Source organism: Mesorhizobium sp. NZP2234, assembly GCF_013170765.1.
GTDB classification, from domain to species: domain Bacteria; phylum Pseudomonadota; class Alphaproteobacteria; order Rhizobiales; family Rhizobiaceae; genus Mesorhizobium; species Mesorhizobium loti_D.
Genome location: NZ_CP033364.1, coordinates 711034 through 727487 on the forward strand (window position 1 = coordinate 711034; position 16454 = coordinate 727487).

19 protein-coding genes are annotated in these 16454 nt (G+C 63.9%); 10 read left to right on the top strand and 9 right to left on the bottom strand.

What is annotated here, in order from left to right:
* Nucleotides 1-39: 39 nt before the first annotated feature.
* Complete coding sequence (locus EB230_RS03320) at nt 40-1209, bottom strand: AI-2E family transporter (protein ID WP_172371344.1); 1170 nt, start codon at nt 1207-1209, stop codon at nt 40-42.
* A 113-nt stretch (nt 1210-1322) separates the two neighbouring features.
* Entirely contained in the window at nt 1323-2384 is a 1062-nt protein-coding gene (locus tag EB230_RS03325; protein ID WP_172371346.1) for an LLM class flavin-dependent oxidoreductase, read from the bottom strand.
* 221 nt (nt 2385-2605) lie between these two features.
* Here EB230_RS03325 and EB230_RS03330 point away from each other — a divergent pair, with 221 nt between their 5' ends.
* Entirely contained in the window at nt 2606-3034 is a 429-nt protein-coding gene (locus EB230_RS03330) for a DUF6481 family protein (protein WP_065005444.1), read from the top strand.
* 144 nt (nt 3035-3178) lie between these two features.
* On the opposite strand, the gene sugE is transcribed toward EB230_RS03330, so the two are convergent.
* Nucleotides 3179-3493, bottom strand: a complete 315-nt coding sequence (gene sugE / locus EB230_RS03335; RefSeq protein WP_056570253.1) for a quaternary ammonium compound efflux SMR transporter SugE — start codon at nt 3491-3493, stop codon at nt 3179-3181.
* 207 nt (nt 3494-3700) lie between these two features.
* A complete protein-coding gene (locus tag EB230_RS32925) occupies nt 3701-3826 on the bottom strand; it encodes a hypothetical protein (RefSeq protein WP_081294966.1) in 126 nt (41 codons plus the stop codon).
* 213 nt (nt 3827-4039) lie between these two features.
* Between EB230_RS32925 and EB230_RS03340 the strand changes: the two genes are divergently transcribed.
* The 4 genes from EB230_RS03340 (at nt 4040) to EB230_RS03355 (ending at nt 7299) form a co-directional block, all read left to right on the top strand.
* Complete coding sequence (locus tag EB230_RS03340; protein ID WP_056568407.1) at nt 4040-4849, top strand: transglutaminase family protein; 810 nt, start codon at nt 4040-4042, stop codon at nt 4847-4849.
* A 120-nt stretch (nt 4850-4969) separates the two neighbouring features.
* Nucleotides 4970-5923, top strand: coding sequence for a cation diffusion facilitator family transporter (locus tag EB230_RS03345; protein ID WP_056568404.1), 954 nt, complete (start codon nt 4970-4972; stop codon nt 5921-5923).
* A gap of 77 nt (nt 5924-6000) precedes the next feature.
* Nucleotides 6001-6405 carry a GFA family protein gene (locus EB230_RS03350; protein WP_172371348.1) on the top strand — a complete coding sequence of 135 codons (405 nt, stop codon included), beginning with the start codon at nt 6001-6003 and terminating at the stop codon, nt 6403-6405.
* 81 nt (nt 6406-6486) lie between these two features.
* Nucleotides 6487-7299, top strand: coding sequence for a methyltransferase domain-containing protein (locus EB230_RS03355; RefSeq protein ID WP_065005445.1), 813 nt, complete (start codon nt 6487-6489; stop codon nt 7297-7299).
* 12 nt (nt 7300-7311) lie between these two features.
* Here EB230_RS03355 and EB230_RS03360 read toward each other — a convergent pair.
* Nucleotides 7312-8254 (bottom strand): IS630 family transposase gene (locus tag EB230_RS03360; protein WP_156394344.1). Its coding sequence is split into 2 segments (ribosomal slippage): nt 7312-7917 and nt 7919-8254, totalling 942 coding nucleotides; the frame shifts between segments, so codons are not numbered across the junction.
* A gap of 181 nt (nt 8255-8435) precedes the next feature.
* Nucleotides 8436-9707, bottom strand: coding sequence for a DNA recombination protein RmuC (locus EB230_RS03365; protein WP_056573545.1), 1272 nt, complete (start codon nt 9705-9707; stop codon nt 8436-8438).
* A gap of 103 nt (nt 9708-9810) precedes the next feature.
* Between EB230_RS03365 and def the strand changes: the two genes are divergently transcribed.
* From def to truA, 4 genes are read left to right on the top strand one after another with little or no spacing between them, the layout of a single operon-like run.
* Entirely contained in the window at nt 9811-10341 is a 531-nt protein-coding gene (gene def / locus EB230_RS03370; protein ID WP_056573548.1) for a peptide deformylase, read from the top strand.
* 4 nt (nt 10342-10345) lie between these two features.
* Entirely contained in the window at nt 10346-11299 is a 954-nt protein-coding gene (fmt, locus tag EB230_RS03375; protein WP_172371350.1) for a methionyl-tRNA formyltransferase, read from the top strand.
* The gene (locus tag EB230_RS03380) at nt 11296-11802 is read left to right on the top strand and encodes an N-acetyltransferase (RefSeq protein ID WP_056573554.1); all 507 of its coding nucleotides are present in this window, start codon (nt 11296-11298) and stop codon (nt 11800-11802) included. Before fmt ends, EB230_RS03380 begins: the two co-directional genes overlap by 4 nt.
* Nucleotides 11803-11825: 23 nt before the next feature.
* On the top strand, nt 11826-12575 hold the full coding sequence (truA, locus tag EB230_RS03385) for a tRNA pseudouridine(38-40) synthase TruA (RefSeq protein ID WP_172371352.1): 750 nt from the start codon (nt 11826-11828) through the stop codon (nt 12573-12575).
* Between the two features lie 83 nt (nt 12576-12658).
* Here truA and EB230_RS03390 read toward each other — a convergent pair whose 3' ends face one another.
* Both EB230_RS03390 and dapE read right to left on the bottom strand, forming a co-directional pair.
* Nucleotides 12659-13291, bottom strand: coding sequence for a hypothetical protein (locus tag EB230_RS03390; RefSeq protein ID WP_056573559.1), 633 nt, complete (start codon nt 13289-13291; stop codon nt 12659-12661).
* 5 nt (nt 13292-13296) lie between these two features.
* Nucleotides 13297-14490 carry a succinyl-diaminopimelate desuccinylase gene (gene dapE / locus EB230_RS03395; protein WP_172371362.1) on the bottom strand — a complete coding sequence of 398 codons (1194 nt, stop codon included), beginning with the start codon at nt 14488-14490 and terminating at the stop codon, nt 13297-13299.
* A 126-nt stretch (nt 14491-14616) separates the two neighbouring features.
* On the opposite strand from dapE, the gene EB230_RS03400 reads away from it, so the two are divergent.
* Nucleotides 14617-15669 (top strand): 2-dehydropantoate 2-reductase, encoded by a 1053-nt coding sequence (locus EB230_RS03400; protein ID WP_172371364.1) that lies wholly within the window; start codon nt 14617-14619, stop codon nt 15667-15669.
* Here the strand turns inward: EB230_RS03400 and EB230_RS03405 are convergent.
* Nucleotides 15572-16345: a hypothetical protein gene (locus EB230_RS03405; protein WP_172371366.1), complete on the bottom strand. Its 774-nt coding sequence runs from the start codon at nt 16343-16345 to the stop codon at nt 15572-15574. The two genes, EB230_RS03400 and EB230_RS03405, sit on opposite strands and share 98 nt — an antisense overlap.
* Between the last annotated feature and the right edge of the window lie 109 nt (nt 16346-16454).

The following is a 16454-nucleotide window of genomic DNA, read 5'->3' on the forward strand; positions in this document are numbered from 1 at the left end:
AGGATGCACCTGGCGAGGCCGCAAATTCAAAAATATTGATCAGCCCTTCGCCGGCTCGGTGTCGGCGGCATCATCGTCCCCCACCACACCGTTCTGCTGCGCGGCGAGAAAATTGCCGACATGGCCGAGCCCCTCGAAATGGTCGCAGAACACCTTGATGACGACCAGCAGCGGCACCGCCATCAAGGCGCCGACGAAACCCCACAGCCACGACCAGAAGGCAATGGCGATGAAGATCGCCACGGCGTTGATCTCCAGGCGCCTGCCGACCACCATCGGCGTCACGAACTGGCCCTCGACGACGTCGCAGAGCAGCACGAAGGCCGGCGCCAGAAGCGCGTAAGAGATGGTGTCGAAGCTGATCAGCGCCATCACCGCGACCAGCACGATGGTCAGCAGCGCGCCGACATAGGGCAGGAAGTTGAGCAGCGCGGCGGCCACGCCCCAGACCAGCGGGTTGGGCATGCCGAGCGCCCACAGGCCAAGGCCGATGACCGTGCCGAGACCGGCATTGATGATGGTGACGGTGAGCAAATAGTGCGAGATCTCGCGCTCGACGTCATAGACGACACGCAGTGCCCGCTTCTTTTCCGTGAGGCTGGCGAAGGACTGGATGATCTTCTCGTAGAACATCGTGCCCGAGGCGAGCAGGAACAGCGACAGCACGAAGATGATGGTGAGGCTGGTTCCCGCCGCCAAGATGTTGCTGGCGGCCGCCGATAATATGCCGGACTGGGCCACCGCCACCTTCTGGATGCCCGGCTCCTGCGAGGTCTCGGTCATTTGCTCGATCTGATGCGAGACCTGCATGATCCTTTCCAGCGGACGCCGCAATTGCGCCAGCCGCTCGGTGAGCTGCTGGCCGATCGACGAGGTGTTGTTGAGGAGATCGATCACCGGGCCGCTGAGCAAGTAGCCAGCGCTTGCGAACACACAGATGGACAGCAGCACGAGAAGCGTCGCCGAAACCACTTCAGGGATGCCGCGCTTGCGCAGCAGCCGTACGATCGGCGTCAATGTCAGCGCCAGCAGGAACGCCAGGATGACCGGCATGAAAAAGGCGCGGCCGAAGTAGAGCGCATAGACGGTCATGAAAATGAAGATGCCGACCAGCAGCGTACGCATCAGATGCGTATCGGCACGCGCCACGGCGCGCGCTTCGGCCGCTTCGGCAACGCCCGCGCCCAGCGCCTCGGATTCGGCTTTCATCTCGGTCCCTCAGCGGTGCACCGCAATTGGTGCGATCCGTCGACCGAAAACGCTGGCGCGCCTTCAAGGTTCCGTTAGCCGGCAGGGCCCGAGAAGCCGGCCCTGCCGTTGGCTTATGCCACCGGAGCAGCCACCGCCGGCGCGGATTTCGCCGTCTCCTTGCGCACGATCGGCGCCACCCTGGTGCCGTAGAGCTCGATCGCCTTCATGATCTTGGCATGCGGCATGGTGCCGATCGCCATCTGCAGCAGGAAGCGGTCATTGTTGAAGATCTTGTGCTGGGCGACGATCTTTTCGGCCACCTGCTCCGGGCTGCCTACGAACAGGGCGCCGTTCGGACCACGTGACTGGTCGAAATGCGCCCGCGACGTCGGGCCCCAGCCACGCTCGCGGCCGATGCGGTTCATGACCTCCGCCTGCGGGCCGTAGAAATCGTCGGCCGCCTGTTCGGTCGTCTCGGCAATGAAGCCATGCACGTTGATGCTGGTGGCGAGACCGGCCGGGTCACTGCCGGCCCGCTTGGCGGCCTCGCGGTACAGGTCGAACAGCGGCGCGAAGCGCGCCGGCTCGCCGCCGATGATGGCGAGCGCCAGCGGCAGGCCGAGCGCGCCGGCGCGGGCGGCCGACTGCGGCGTTCCACCAATCGCGATCCAGATCGGCAGCCTGTCCTGGAACGGACGGGGGTATACGCCACGATCGTTGATCGCCGCGCGCAGGTTGCCGGACCATGTGACTTTCACCTGATCGCGGATGGCAAGTAGCAGATCGAGCTTTTCGGCGAAGAGCTCGTCATAATCCTCGAGATTATAACCGAAGAGCGGAAAGGATTCGATGAACGAGCCGCGCCCGGCCATGATCTCGGCACGGCCGCCCGACAGAAGATCGAGCGTGGCGAACTGCTGGAAGACGCGCACCGGATCGTCCGAGGAGAGCACGGTGACCGCGCTGGTCAGCTTGATGCGTTTGGAGTGCTCCGCCGCGGCCGCCAGGGCCACGACTGGCGCGGAGGCTGCATAATCGGGCCGGTGATGTTCGCCCAGGCCAAAGACGTCGAGGCCGACCTGGTCGGCCAGTTCGATCTCCTCGATCAGGTTGCGCAGCCGCTCATGCGGCCCGATGGCGCCGGGACCCGGCTGCGGGCTGACGTCGGCGAAAGTGTAGAGACCGAGTTCCATGTGATGTCATCCTGGTGTTGGGTTTTGGCGTTAGAGGTAGCGAGCGATACGCCTGGCCGCCAGAGGTCTGGACAGTGAACAGTGCATGTCGGTTTGGGTGGGAAAAGGCGTCTCCCGGCTGCAACATCGCGGAATTTCATGGCTGGCATACCGTTTTGGCGCTTGAACTCTCGGCATTCGCGCGTATGTAAGCCTCGCGAATTGACTTCAGGGAAGTGGACTTGGCTATCTACAGGGAAAAAGACATTTTCGAGCGGCGCAACGCCGCGAACGAGGCAAAGAAGGCGCTTCTGGAGCGTTTCAAGTCAAAGCCGGCGGCAGATGATCCTGCGGTGCTGGCACGGCAGGCCGAACGCAAGGCAATCCTCGAGGCTCGCGCGATACGCGAGGCTGAAAAGGCCAGGCTGAAGCAGGAAAAGCTGGCACGCGAGGCAGCCGAGAAGGCTGAGCGCGAGGCAGCGGCCGAGGCGGCGCGCGTTGCCGCGGAAGAAGCAGCCCAGGCCGAAGCCAAAATTCGGGAAGCCGAAGAGACCGAGCGCATTGCCCGTCTGCTCGCCGACGAGGCAGAGCGAAAGGCCAAGCGCGACGCACGCTATGCGGCCCGCAAGGCGCGTACCGGCAGAGCGCCTCCCGGTTTCTCCGCCCGCTAGCAGCTTCGGCGCAGCCACGTTTGAATATTGGATCAGGGTCGCCTTGCAGCGGCCCTGAATGTGTTTGCGCGAAAGTAGGGCTTTGGCCTTCGAGGATGCGTATCGTTGTCCCAAAGCCGTTTGGCGCCTTTGGGCGACGTGCAGTCAAGCCGCGAACTTCAGCCCCATGATGCCGCAGACAATCAGCGCGATGCAGGCAAGCCGGATCGCCGTGGCGGGCTCGCCGAGCAGCCAGATGCCAAGCAGCGCCGTGCCGACCGTGCCGATGCCGGTCCACACCGCATAGGCGGTGCCGACGGGAAGCGCCTTCAGCGCCAGGCCGAGCAAGGTAAGGCTGACGATCATCGACGCGACCGTGAGCACGGTCGGGACGAGCCTGGTGAACCCATCAGTGTATTTGAGACCGATCGCCCAGCCGATTTCGAACAGGCCGGCGAAAAACAGAAAAATCCAAGACATCGGGAACGCTCCATCCAGCATCGGATCGGAAATACAATCCGATCCTCAGATCAACAATGGGCGGGTCGTCCCGACCTGATTTTTGGGAGAAGCACGGGGTCGTCCCCGCGCCAAGGATATAGGGTTTTCCAAAAGCCCGATCAACACCCGCCGGCGGCATTGCCGAATGCCGCCGGTGAGATCCCACCGCGCCGGCCTTGTCGAGGCCTACTTCTCCTTGATGCGCATCGCCTTGACTGGCGGCGCCTTCAGGACGGGAGCGGCTGCCGGCTTCTTGGCGTCCTTCTTCGGCTTGCGGGCTTCCTTGCCTGCCTTCATCGCACCTTTAGCCATGATTCGTTCCTCCAATTGCGGGGAGTGAAGTGAAACAAGAGAAACGCTTCGCTGCAAGGGGGCAGCGCCTGTCAGGAACTGCCGGTCGGCCGCTTTCAACCGGTTTCTAATTTACTCGTAAACCACGGCGGTCCGTGCCATTCTCATCTTCGCACTGCAGCATCGACCCGCGCATTCGCCGGGTGATCGTCAGGCAGGCCGGTCAGGACGACAATGCGGATCCATATCGGCTGCGAGATGAGTTTCGACTTCCCGCAGGAAACGCCGCTTATCGCGATGCTCAATGTCCACTATTCCCGCGCTTCCGATCTCGAGCGCCCGGATTTCTTGACATCGAACCCGCCGGTGCCGATCGAGAGCTACCGCGACAGTTTCGGCAATTGGTGCAACCGCTTCGTTGCGCCGCCCGGACGGTTCACATTCGGCACCGATGCCGTCATCGGCGCGCCCGGCACATTCGAGATGAGCGAGCTGATGGCCTGGCAGCACGAGGTGCGCGACCTGCCGGCGGAAACGCTGCTGTTCCTGTTGCCCAGCCGGTTTTGCGAGAGCGACCTTCTGGCCAGCGAGGCATGGCGGCTGTTCGGCCATACGCCGCTCGGCATACCGCGCGTGCAGGCGGTGTGCGATTTCGTCCACAACCACATCGTCTTCAACTATGGCAACGCGCGGCCGACGCGCACCGCGGCGGAAGCCTATCGCGAGCAGAGCGGCGTGTGCCGCGACTTCGCGCACCTCGCCGTGACCTTCTGCCGGGCGCTCAACATCCCGACACGCTACTGCACCGGCTACATCAGCGATATCGGCATGCCGAAACCGTGGTCGAGCATGGATTTCGCCGCCTGGATGGAAGTCTATCTCGGCGGGCGCTGGCACGTCTTCGACCCGCGCAACAATGCACCGCGCATCGGTCGTATCCTGATCGCCTCCGGACGCGACGCGGCGGATGTGCCGCTGACCCATATTTTCGGACCGGGAACACTGGCCGGCTTCAAGGTGTGGACCGACGAAATCGTCGAATAGTCACCGTTCCGCGCCAATCCCAGGCAAATCGCGTCTGAACGACCCGGCCGTTGGCGCGTTGTGGTGGAGCTTCGGCCATCCGGCCGTTAGACTGGGCGCGTTAAACGGGAACCAAACTGCATGGCCGGCCATGGCGGCTCCAAAACGGTCATCTATGCCGCGCTCGCCGGCAATCTGGCGATCGCGCTGACCAAATTCGCCGCCGCCTTCTTCACCGGCAGTTCGGCGATGCTGTCGGAAGGCGTCCACTCGCTGGTCGATACCGGAAATGGCGGGCTGCTGCTCTACGGCATGCACCGGGCCGCGCGCCCGGCCGACCGCACACATCCGCTCGGCCACGCCCGCGAGCTCTATTTCTGGAGCTTCATCGTCGCGCTTCTGGTTTTCGCGCTGGGCGCCGGCGTGTCGTTCTACGAGGGCATTGTCCACATCATGGCCCCGGAGCCTGTCGCCAATGTCAAGGTGAACTATGTCGTTCTGGGCCTCTCCTTCCTGTTCGAAGGCAGCTCATGGCTGGTGGCGCTGAAGGAATTTCGCCGGGAGAAGGGCAAGCAAGGCTGGCTGCAAGCCGTGCAATCGAGCAAGGACCCGAGCGTCTATACGGTGCTGTTCGAGGACAGCGCGGCGCTTCTTGGCTTGATCGTGGCCTTTGCCGGCATATTGGCGGCGGAGTTGCTGGAGATGCCGGAGCTCGACGGCGCCGCCTCGATCGGCATCGCGCTCATCCTCGGCGCGACGGCGATTTTCCTCGCCCGCGAAAGCAAGGGCCTGCTCATCGGCGAACCGGCATCCCTCGAGGTGCAAGGGAAAGTGCTGGCAATCGCCCAGCAGGATCCGGCGGTGCAGCGGGCGAACGGCGTCCTGACCGTCCACATGGGACCGCAAGAGATCGTCGCGGGGTTGAGCATCGAATTCGAGGATCATCTTACCGCGCCGGAAATCGAGGCCTGTGTCCAGCGCATCGAGACGCGGCTGAAGGAGGAGATGCCGGAGATCACGCGGCTGTTCGTCAAGCCGCAGACCACGGGCACCTGGGATCAGCGACGCAAACAGATCGAGGCCGCGTCGAACTAGTCGTGGACCAGCACTGCACCGTTGGCCGCACCGCCTGGCGCCGCTAAGATCAGCCGATCGATTTCGGAGGAGCAACAATGAAGATCGACGGCGCGTGCCATTGCGGTGCCATCACCTATGAAGCGGAGGTCGACGCGGAAAAGACCTCCATCTGTCACTGCACGGACTGCCAGCAACTGACCGGTACGGCCTTTCGCGTCACCGTTCCCGCGCCCGAGGATCATTACCGGATCACCAGGGGCACGCCAAAAATCTATATCAAGACCGGATCGAGCGGCGCCAAGCGCGCCCAGGCATTTTGCGGCGATTGCGGCTCGCATCTTTATGCGACGTCTGTCGGCTACGGCCCGAAGATCTATGGGATCCGAGCGGGGACCGCGCGGCAACGCGAGGATCTGATCCCGACACAACAGAAGTGGCATCGATCGGCTCTGCACTGGCTTCCGGAATTCGAAGGAATAAGCATCGTGGAAGAGCAGTAGCACCTGCCTCCGCGCCGAAAGCCGCCCAGGACAACAATTATGTGCTAGCCTGGCTCGACATCAAACAGGCGGGTGATAGCCATGTTGGAAACGGACAAGTTGTTTGCCGGCTCGATCCCGGAAAACTACGACCGCTATATGGTGCCGTTGATTTTCGAGCCGTTCGCCGCGGATCTTGCACAACGAGCGGCATCCTTTTCGCCGAGCGCCGTTTTGGAAGTCGCCGCGGGCACCGGGGTTGTCACCCGCGCATTGGCGCCAAGACTGTCTCCTGACGCAAACTATGTCGTTACCGACCTCAACCAGCCGATGCTCGACTATGCCGCTTCGCGACAAGCTCCCGACAGCCGCATCCAATGGCGCCAGGCCGATGCCATGGCGCTGCCGTTTGAAGATGCGGCCTTCGATCTCGTTTGCTGCCAGTTCGGCGCGATGTTCTTTCCCAGCCGCCCCTCCGCCTACCGCGAGGCAAGGCGGGTGCTGAAGCCGGGCGGACACTTTCTGTTCAACGTATGGGATCGCATCGAAGAGAATGTGTTTGCCGATGATGTGACGAATGCCCTGGCCAGGATCTTTCCCAGCGATCCACCACGCTTTCTGGCCCGCACGCCGCACGGCTACCACGATACGGCATTGATCCGCGGAGACCTTGAGGAGGCGGGTTTCTCCGGTGTGGCGATCGAGACGAGGGCCGAACAGAGCCGCGCGCCCTCGCCGCGCATTCCGGCCCTTGCGTATTGCCAGGGAACGGTGCTTCGCACCGAAATCGAGGCCAGGGATCCGGGAAAACTCGACGCCGCAACGGACCATGCCGCGTCAGCGATCGCGGCCAGGCATGGCAGCGGTGCGGTTGCCGCCAAGATTCAGGCCCACGTCATCGTCGCCGTGGCCTAGAGCGTGTTTCACTTACATTGAAGCATATCCAGCGTTGACGAGATAGTTGGCGCATTCAGCGGGTTGAAAGCTTTCGAGGAGTGTTCCGATACGTCGCCATGTGGCCTCGACGGTCCGTTCTGAAGCCTTTCGCATGAGGTGCTTGAGCTTGGCGAAGACCTGCTCGATCGGGTTTAGGTCTGGACTGTAGGGTGGCAGGTAGAAAAGCTTGGCTCCGGCCGCGCGAATGGCACGACGAATGGCTTGCCCCTTGTGACTTCCAAGATTGTCCATGACGACGATGTCACCGGGCGAGAGCGTCGGCACGAGGAACTGCTCAACCCAGGCCGCAAAGCTTGCACCGTTGATGGGACCATCAATGACGCAGGGCGCGTCGATGCGCTCGCAGCGCAGCGCGGCCAGGAAGGTCAGCGTGCGCCATTTGCCATGCGGAGCCTTGGCGACCAATCGGTGCCCACGAGGCCCCCAGCCTCGTAGCGGCGCCATGTTGGTTTTTGCCCAGGTTTCGTCGATGAACACCAGGCGCCGTGGATCAAGCCTGCCTTGATACTTCCTCCATTGCGCCCGGCGCCGCGCAATCGCCGGCCTGTCCTGCTCGCTGGCGAACAGCGTTTTTTTTGAAGCTGAACCCGGCCTCCTTCAGCACCCGCCACACCGACACCGGGGCTGCCACGATGCCGCGCTCGGCAAGCTCCGCCGACAGCGCTCGCACGCTCACATGCGACTGTGAGGCTACCCGCTCCAGCAGCCACACGCGATGTGGCTCCAAATCCCGGCCGGATTGACGCCCCATGCGCAACGCCGATGCGCTTCCGCTCAATCGTTGGCGTTGCGACCACTTCACAACACTCGCCACGCTCACCCCGAACAATGCAGCCGTTTCCCGGCATGTCCGGCCAGCCGCAACCGCTGCCGCAACGCGCTCACGAAGATCGTTTGAATAGGGTCTTGGCATCCGATGCTGGCCTCCGCCCAGCCAGCATCTTGAATCACAAAATCACCTCGGCGTGAATCCCAACCGATTCAAATCAACAGCAACACGCTCTAACGCAATTCCAGGAAAGGTGTGGGCGGTCTTCCCGGGAAAAGCGCGTAGCGCTTTCCCCGGGGAATTGCGTCAAGATCAAACAATCCGCTCAGTCGTCGCCTTCGACGACCCGCAGCCTGAGCTGCCCGGTCTTAGAATCGGCAACGCGCGGGCCGGGGTCGAGTTTCGCGGCCGGTGCCCGGGACGGCGTCTCCGGGCTTGCATCGCCTTCGGCCTGCGCACCGAACTCCAGCGCCTCGATCTTCTGGCCGCGCTTGGTCACTTTCGATGTCGAGACGAGGATGTCCTCGATATCCTTGGCCGACTGGCCGAAATGGCCCTGCAGCTTGCGCACGCGCTCGTCGACGCGCGCGACATCTTCCATCAGCCGGATCACTTCGCCCTGGATCAGATGCGCCTGTTCGCGCATGCGGGCGTCCTTGAGGATCGCTTGGATGACTTGGATCGACAGCATCAGCAGCGACGGCGAGACGATGACAACGCGGGCGCGGTGCGCCTTGTGGACGATCGCCTCGAAATTCTCGTGAATCTCGGCGAACACCGATTCCGACGGCACGAACATGAAGGCGGTGTCCTGCGTTTCGCCCTGGATAAGATACTTCTCCGAAATATCGCGGACATGGATCTCGATGTCGCGGCGGAAGGCCTGGGACGCGACCTTCTGCAGGTCGGCGCCATCGGCGGCGCGGATGGCATTCCAGGCTTCCAGGGGAAACTTGGCATCGATGGCCAGCGAGGGCGCGCCGTTCGGCATCTTCACCAGGCAATCGGGCCGGCTGCCGTTCGACAGCGTCGCCTGGAATTCATACGCGCCCATCGGCAGGCCGTCGGCGACGATCGCCTCCATGCGCGACTGGCCGAAGGCGCCACGCGTCTGCTTGTTGGAAAGGATGGCCTGGAGCTGCACGACCTGGCCGGCAAGCGACTGGATGTTGCCTTGCGCGGTATCGATGACCGCCAGCCGTTCCTGCAGTTTGGCCAGGCTCTCATGCGTGGATTTGGTCTGCTCGGTCATGGTCTGGCCGATGCGGCCGGTCATGGCGTCGAGGCGCTGGCCGATCGACTGCGTCAACTCCGCCTGACGCGCGCCGAACACTTCGGCGATGGCGCCCATGCGGCCCTGCATCTCAGCCTGGCTTTGCAATATGCCGGCCATCCGCGCCTCGGCGTCGCGGGCATGGTCGGCGGCTTCCGCGGCCGCGACGGCACGCGCCTTGGCCGACCGCCACAGCGAGACGACCAGCGCCACGAACAGGCCGAAAAACAACAAGGCGCCGAAGGCCAGAGCGTGGCCGAGCGTGATTGTCGAGGCGCCGAGCCGGGCGACGGGCTGCGAAAGGATGGTGCTCAGATCATTCATGTGGACAGCATAGCCGATTCGGGGGGCCGGCACAGATCAAAACGTGAACGAGACTCAGGTCCAACGGTTGACGCTTTTCGCTGGACGTCTTACGTGGGACGCCATGCCGATCAAGCCGCTCATCATCCTTCCCGATCCCATCCTGCGCCAGGTTTCGAAGCCCGTGGAGCGCGTGGACGCGCCCTTGCGCAAACTGGCCGACGACATGCTGGCGACAATGTATGACGCGCCCGGCATCGGGCTGGCGGCAATCCAGATCGGCGAGCCGTTGCGCATGCTGGTAATCGACCTTGCCAAGGAAGACGAAACGCCGGCGCCGCATGTCTTCATCAATCCGGAGATCCTCGAAAGCGCCGATCAGCGCTCCGTCTACGAGGAAGGCTGCCTGTCCATCCCCGACTATTACGCCGAGGTCGAACGCCCGGCTTCCGTTCGGGTGAAATATCTCGACCGCGACGGCAAACTGCAGGAGATGGAGGCCGAGGGTCTGATGGCGACCTGCCTGCAGCACGAGATCGACCATCTCAACGGGGTGCTGTTCATCGACCACATCTCGAAGCTGAAGCGCGACATGGTGGTGAAGAAATTCAAGAAGCTCGCCAAGGACAAGGCGCCGGGCAAGCTGGTGGGATAGGGGAATGCCCCTTCGCGTCATCTTCATGGGCACGCCGGAATTTTCGGTGCCGACGCTGCGCGCGATTGCCGAGGCCGGACATGAGATTTCCGCCGTCTACACGCAGCCGCCTCGCGCCGCCGGCCGGCGCGGGTTGGAGTTGACGCCGTCGCCGGTGCAGCGCGAAGCGGAGCGGCTGGGCATCGCGGTACGCACGCCGACCTCTCTCAAGGCCGAGGCCGAACAGACCGCTTTCCGTGACTTGCAGGCGGATATCGCCGTGGTCGTCGCCTATGGATTGCTGCTGCCCAAGGCTGTTCTCGACGCGCCCCGGCTTGGCTGCATCAACGGCCACGCATCGATCTTGCCGCGCTGGCGCGGTGCCGCTCCCATCCAGCGCGCCATCATGGCGGGAGACCTGGAAAGCGGCATGATGGTGATGCGCATGGAAGAGGGGCTCGACACCGGCCCGGTGGGATTGCTTGAAAAATGCGCTATCGAACCCGATATGACAGCCGGCGATCTGCATGATCGGTTGATGAGTGTCGGTGCCTCCCTGATGGTGGAAGCGCTGGCGCGGCTGGAAGAGAACACCCTGACATTTACCGCGCAAGCGGCGGACGGGGTGACTTACGCCAGAAAAATCGATAAATTCGAGACGCGCGTGGATTGGACACGGCCTGCCGTCGAGGTCCATAACCGTCTTCGTGGCCTGTCGCCCTTTCCCGGCGCCTGGTCTGAAATTGACATTGGCGGCCGCATGGAACGGCTGAAACTGCTTCGCTCGACGCTGTCCGAAGGCCGGTCGCTTTCGGAAGATCTGGGCGAGTCGGGAGGAATTCTCGATGACCGGCTGACGGTCGCCTGCGGAACAGGCGCGATCAGACTGGTCGAAGTTCAACGTGCGGGCGGAAAGCCCGCCGCCGCGTCGGAATTCCTGCGCGGAGCCAAGATCGTAAAAGGAATGAAGTTCTCATGAGCATGATGTCGATACGCGCGGCGACGCCGCGGGATCGCGAGGCCATCCGCCTCGTCGAGGAACACGCTTTCGGCCAGCAGGCGGAGGCCGGCTTGGTCGACGCGCTGGTGACCGGCGGCGACGCCGTGGTCGAGCTGGTGGCCGAAGAAGAAGGCCAGGTGGTCGGCCATATCCTGTTTTCAAGGCTCTTCGTCCAGAATGGCGGCAAGAGCCTCGCGGCCGTGGCCCTGGCGCCGCTGGCGGTGGAGCCTTCGTTCCATGGCAGCGGCATTGGTGGCGCGCTGATCCGAGAGGCGCATATCCGCCTGAGGGATGCCGGCGAGACGCTGGCCGTGGTGCTGGGCGACCCGGCCTATTATGGCCGTTTCGGCTATAGCCATGCGCGGGCCGAAAAATTCGAGAGCGAATACCAGGGCGAGGCGCTGCAAGCGCTGGCCTGGGGCGACGCTCCGGAAGCCGGCAGGCTGGTCTACGCTTCCGCCTTCACCGCTCTCGCCGCTTAGGCAAGAGCGTATAGCTGCCCGGCATGCCGCGTTTTCGCCTCGACATCGAATATGACGGCAGCCTTTTCGCCGGCTGGCAGCACCAGGCCGACCAGCCTTCGGTGCAGCAGGCGATCGAGCAGGCGATCGAGAAATTCAGCGGCGAGGCGGTGCGGCTGCGTGCCGCCGGCCGCACCGATGCCGGCGTGCATGCAACGGCCCAGGTGGCGCATGTCGACCTCGCCAAGGCATGGCCTGGTGACAAGGTGCGCGACGCGGTCAACGCTCATCTTCAGGCCGCCGGCGCGCATGTTGTGATCCTGAAGGCGACGGTCGTTCCCAACGATTTCGACGCCCGCTTCTCGGCCACCGGCCGTCACTATCTCTACCGCATCCTCAACCGACGTGCGCCCTCGGCGCTGGAAAAGGGCAAGGTGTGGTGGGTGCCGAAGCGGCTCGACGCCGTCGCCATGCACGAGGCGGCGAAAGTCCTGCTCGGCCGGCACGACTTCACCACCTTCCGCTCGACGCAGTGCCAGGCCAACAGCCCGGTCCGGACGCTGGAGCGGCTCGATGTCAGCCGGACAGGCGACATGATCGAGGTCAGGGCCTCGGCACGTTCCTTCCTGCACAACCAGGTGCGCTCCATGGTCGGCTCGCTGAAACGCGTCGGCGACGGCGGCTGGACCGAGGCCGACCTCAAGGCGGCGCTGGAGGCGCACGACCGCGCCGCCTGTGGCCAGGTGGCGCCGCCCGACGGGCTTTTTCTCATTGGCGTCGATTATCCCGGATGAGCCAGCAGGCTCTATCCCTGAATAGAGGCCGGAGGCTCTATTCGGAATGGGTCCGGCAGGTCCTGTTCCGAGCCCGTTAGGCTCTACCCGGGAAAGAGCCCGGAAAGGCTCTGAGCCCCGATATCGTCCGGCACGGTGATGCCAAGCAGCATCTGCAGCGCGAACAACACCAGTAGCGAAGCGATGAACATGCCGACGAAAACGGCGGTTCCAACCGCTGCGCCCTTGCCGATCGTCGCAGTGGTCATGCGCCAGGTCAGCACCATCGACAGGGCAAACAACAACAGCGACACAAGGCTCGAGACCTGGCTCGCCGAGGAGAGGAAAAGCCTGACGAGCGCCGAGGGCAGCATCAGCCAGGCGGTGATGGCCGAGGCCCAGTTGCTGGCAACGACGTAGTGGACGAAGCGGCCGCCAATGCCGGCGCGCGGCGCGACCAGGGCGAGCGCGATCAGCGGCAGCACCCAGGAGCCTATGTCGACCGTGGCCAGGCGCAACAGCATGCTGAAGCGCCCCACGAAAGCATCGGGATCACCGATCTCGTTGGCGATGCCGACCCAGCCGACGATCAGCGGCGGCGCGGCAACGATGATGGCGAAGAAAGAATTCCAGAAACCGTCGGCCGACAGGTCGAGCAGGCGCAGGCCATCGACCTTGCCGAGCATCAGCCGCCAGGCACCGAGCAACGAGGCTTGGGTTTCGTCCGCCGAAAGCATGCTGCTCAGCCTTGTCCGAACCAGTCTTCGATGAAGCGCTGGTAGATCCGCGTCAATGTCTCGAGGTCGGCAAGGGCAACGCGCTCGTCGACCATGTGCATGGTCTTGCCGACCAGGCCGAACTCGACCACCGGGCAATAATCCTTGATGAAGCGTGCATCCGATGTGCCGCCGGAGGTCGACAGCGTCGGTTCCTTGCCAACCGCCGCCTTGATGGAGCCGGCAAGCGTGTCGACCAGCTTGTCGTCACGGGTCAGGAAGACATGGCTCGGCCGATCGCGCCAGACAAGGTCGTAGTCGACCGGCGTCCTCTTGCCCGGCCGGTACTTCTTGCGCTTGGCCGCCTGGTCGAGCCGGTTGTGGATTTCGGCCTGGATGGTCTCGGCCGTCCAGGTGTCGTTGAAGCGGATGTTGAAGGTCGCGGTGGCCTTGGCCGGAATCACGTTGGTGGCCGGGTTGCCGACATCGATGGAGGTGACCTCCAGATTGGTCGGCTGGAAATCCCTGGTGCCCTTGTCGAAGACGGGATGCAGCAAGGCGTCGACCAGACTGATCAGCCCGCGCACCGGATTATCGGCAAGCTGCGGATAAGCGGCATGGCCCTGGCGGCCATTGACCGATATCGAACCCGACATCGAGCCGCGACGGCCGATCTTGATCATGTCGCCCAGTGCATCCGGATTGGTCGGCTCGCCGACTATCGAGGCATCCCATTTCTCACCCCTGGAAGCGGCCCATTCGAGGAGCTTGACCGTGCCGTTGACGGCCGGGCCTTCCTCGTCGCCGGTGATCAGCAGCGACACCGAGCCCTTTGGGCCGCCATTCGCCTCGACATGGCGTGCCACGGCGGCGACGAAACAGGCGATACCGCCCTTCATGTCGACCGCGCCACGGCCATACATCTCGCCATTGGCGATCTCGGCGGCAAAAGGCGGGTGCGTCCAGGCGGCCTCGTCGCCGACCGGCACGACATCGGTATGGCCGGCGAACATCAGATGCGGGCCGTTGCCGGACCGCCTTGCATAGAGGTTCTCGATGTCGGGCGTGCCGTCCTCGGAGAACACCGGCCGATCGACCAGGAAGCCTAGCGGTTTCAACATTGTTTCCAGCGCGCTCAGCGCGCCGCCTTCGGCTGGCGTCACCGAGGCGCAACGGATAAGGGCGGCGAGGTTGGCGGCGGGATCGGTCGGCAGCGTCATGGCAAAAGCGATAGTCGAAAGCTGAGGGCCTGTCACGGCCAGACATGGAGGCCAGTCCAATGGCGGACGATGCCGCCGACATTATGGTTTTCATGTCGTATAGTCGGGCTGGTGCGGAGCGGCAGCATGGCAAACAGGCAAAAAAGGATCGTCATCGCCGGCGCCGGCAGCATCGGCTGCTATGTCGGCGGCTGCCTGGCGCTCGCCGGCAGGCAGGTGATTCTGCTGGCACGGTCGCGTATCGAGGCAGCCGTACAGCAGGGCGGACTGCGCATCAGCGACCTCGAGGGCCGCGATCGCCTGGTCAAGAACGACGTGCTTGGGATCACCGTGGATCCGGCCGCTGCCTTGCCCGGGGCGGACGTGATCCTGGTCACCGTCAAGAGCCGCGCGACACACGAGATGGCAGCGCTCATCAATACCCATGCCCGCCCCGACGCCGTGGTGGTGAGCCTGCAGAACGGCGTCGACAATGCCGACAAGCTGCGCGCCGGGCTCGGCCAGCGAACCGTGCTGGCCGGCATGGTGCCGTTCAACGTGGTGCAGTCACCCGACGGCGAGCTGCCGCTGCGCGTCCACCGCGCCAGCGAGGGCAAGGTGATGATCGAGGATGGCGGCCGCGCCGGCCTTCTCGATGTCGCCGGTCTTCTTAGTGTCGGGGGGCTGGCGGTCGAGACGCATGGCGACATGAAGGCCGTGCTGTGGGGCAAGCTGTTGATGAACCTGAACAACGCCCTGGTGGCGCTGTCGGGCCTGCCGCTTGCGAACGAACTCGCCGACCGGCGCTGGCGGCTGATCCTGGCCGGGCAGATCCACGAGGCGCTGCGCGCGATGAAGGCCTCCGGCATCGCGCCGGCGCGGATCGCCGGCCCGCGGCCGGCGCTGCTGCCAACAGTGCTTCGGTTGCCGGACTGGCTGTTCAAACGGCTGGCGCGGCGCATGCTGGCGATCGATCCCAAGGCGCGCTCTTCGATGTGGGACGATCTGCAGCGCGGCCGGCCGACGGAGATCGATGAGCTGCAAGGGGCGGTGCTCAGTCTCGCTGAAAGAACGGGCACGCCGGCGCCGGTCTTGAAAAGCGTTACCGCTTTGGTGCGCGCGGCGGAAGCGGCGCGGCTTGGCTCGCCGGGCTTGGCGCCGGAACAGGTTGCGCCGCCGGGTGGCTCTCGATCAGGGTGATCTTTTGCCAGATCTTGCGCGACAGGTTGGAGCTCAGATTCTCGATGTCGTTGACGCCATCGATAACCACGTCGTCATTGACCGACTGGGCGAACAGAGCGGCGATCTTGCCGGTGATCGACAGCATTTCGGAGCAATAGTCGAGATAGCGCGCCAGGTCGGCGGCATTGGTGATGCGGGCCGGCGACTGCGCCGTCGGCTTGAAACTGGCCGAAAGCGCCGCCGGATCCTTGGTCAGCTGGTGCATGTCGATGACATGGATCAGCGAGCGCAGGCCGTGGAGCTGGCGAAAGACCCTCTTGCGCTTGATGCGCTCTTCTGTGCGGATCAAGGCCAGAAAGCCAAGCACGGCGAGGATGACGGTGTTGATCGAAGCCTCGATGCCTTGCACCGACTGCACGGCATCGTCGGTTCCGGAAATGCGGTCGAGCGGCAGGATGGTGCCGACGAACAGGAAGATCAGCACCCCGGTGATGAAGGCCGCGACGATGAGGCCGCGCAGCCACCAGATCGGCTCCTCGAGCCCTTTCGCCGCCTTGGCCAGATCGCGCGACAGCGATACGAGCTCGGCGGCCACGCCACGCAGTCCGGCCTTGGGAAAACGCTCCGCAACGCGCCCCTCGAGCCGCTCGGCGGTCTCGATGATCAGTTTCGGATCAAGCGTACGGTAGCGCATGTCCGATCGGTCCTCAGAGCGTGATGCCGAAAAGTGTGAAGCGGCTTTCGGACGACATCATGCTCTATCCCTTTGATTTAGAGCCGGATTCAGATCTCAGGTCGATTCG

Bases quoted from the DNA above. Each gene is read 5' to 3' on its own strand.
- EB230_RS03320 (WP_172371344.1), bottom strand. From the start codon at position 1,209: ATGAAAGCCGAATCCGAGGCGCTGGGCGCGGGCGTTGCCGAAGCGGCC.
- EB230_RS03325 (WP_172371346.1), bottom strand. From the start codon at position 2,384: ATGGAACTCGGTCTCTACACTTTCGCCGACGTCAGCCCGCAGCCGGGT.
- sugE (WP_056570253.1), bottom strand. From the start codon at position 3,493: ATGTCTTGGATTTTTCTGTTTTTCGCCGGCCTGTTCGAAATCGGCTGG.
- EB230_RS32925 (WP_081294966.1), bottom strand. From the start codon at position 3,826: ATGGCTAAAGGTGCGATGAAGGCAGGCAAGGAAGCCCGCAAGCCGAAG.
- EB230_RS03340 (WP_056568407.1), top strand. From the start codon at position 4,040: ATGCGGATCCATATCGGCTGCGAGATGAGTTTCGACTTCCCGCAGGAA.
- EB230_RS03345 (WP_056568404.1), top strand. From the start codon at position 4,970: ATGGCCGGCCATGGCGGCTCCAAAACGGTCATCTATGCCGCGCTCGCC.
- EB230_RS03350 (WP_172371348.1), top strand. From the start codon at position 6,001: ATGAAGATCGACGGCGCGTGCCATTGCGGTGCCATCACCTATGAAGCG.
- EB230_RS03355 (WP_065005445.1), top strand. From the start codon at position 6,487: ATGTTGGAAACGGACAAGTTGTTTGCCGGCTCGATCCCGGAAAACTAC.
- EB230_RS03365 (WP_056573545.1), bottom strand. From the start codon at position 9,707: ATGAATGATCTGAGCACCATCCTTTCGCAGCCCGTCGCCCGGCTCGGC.
- def (WP_056573548.1), top strand. From the start codon at position 9,811: ATGCCGATCAAGCCGCTCATCATCCTTCCCGATCCCATCCTGCGCCAG.
- fmt (WP_172371350.1), top strand. From the start codon at position 10,346: ATGCCCCTTCGCGTCATCTTCATGGGCACGCCGGAATTTTCGGTGCCG.
- EB230_RS03380 (WP_056573554.1), top strand. From the start codon at position 11,296: ATGAGCATGATGTCGATACGCGCGGCGACGCCGCGGGATCGCGAGGCC.
- truA (WP_172371352.1), top strand. From the start codon at position 11,826: ATGCCGCGTTTTCGCCTCGACATCGAATATGACGGCAGCCTTTTCGCC.
- EB230_RS03390 (WP_056573559.1), bottom strand. From the start codon at position 13,291: ATGCTTTCGGCGGACGAAACCCAAGCCTCGTTGCTCGGTGCCTGGCGG.
- dapE (WP_172371362.1), bottom strand. From the start codon at position 14,490: ATGACGCTGCCGACCGATCCCGCCGCCAACCTCGCCGCCCTTATCCGT.
- EB230_RS03400 (WP_172371364.1), top strand. From the start codon at position 14,617: ATGGCAAACAGGCAAAAAAGGATCGTCATCGCCGGCGCCGGCAGCATC.
- EB230_RS03405 (WP_172371366.1), bottom strand. From the start codon at position 16,345: ATGCGCTACCGTACGCTTGATCCGAAACTGATCATCGAGACCGCCGAG.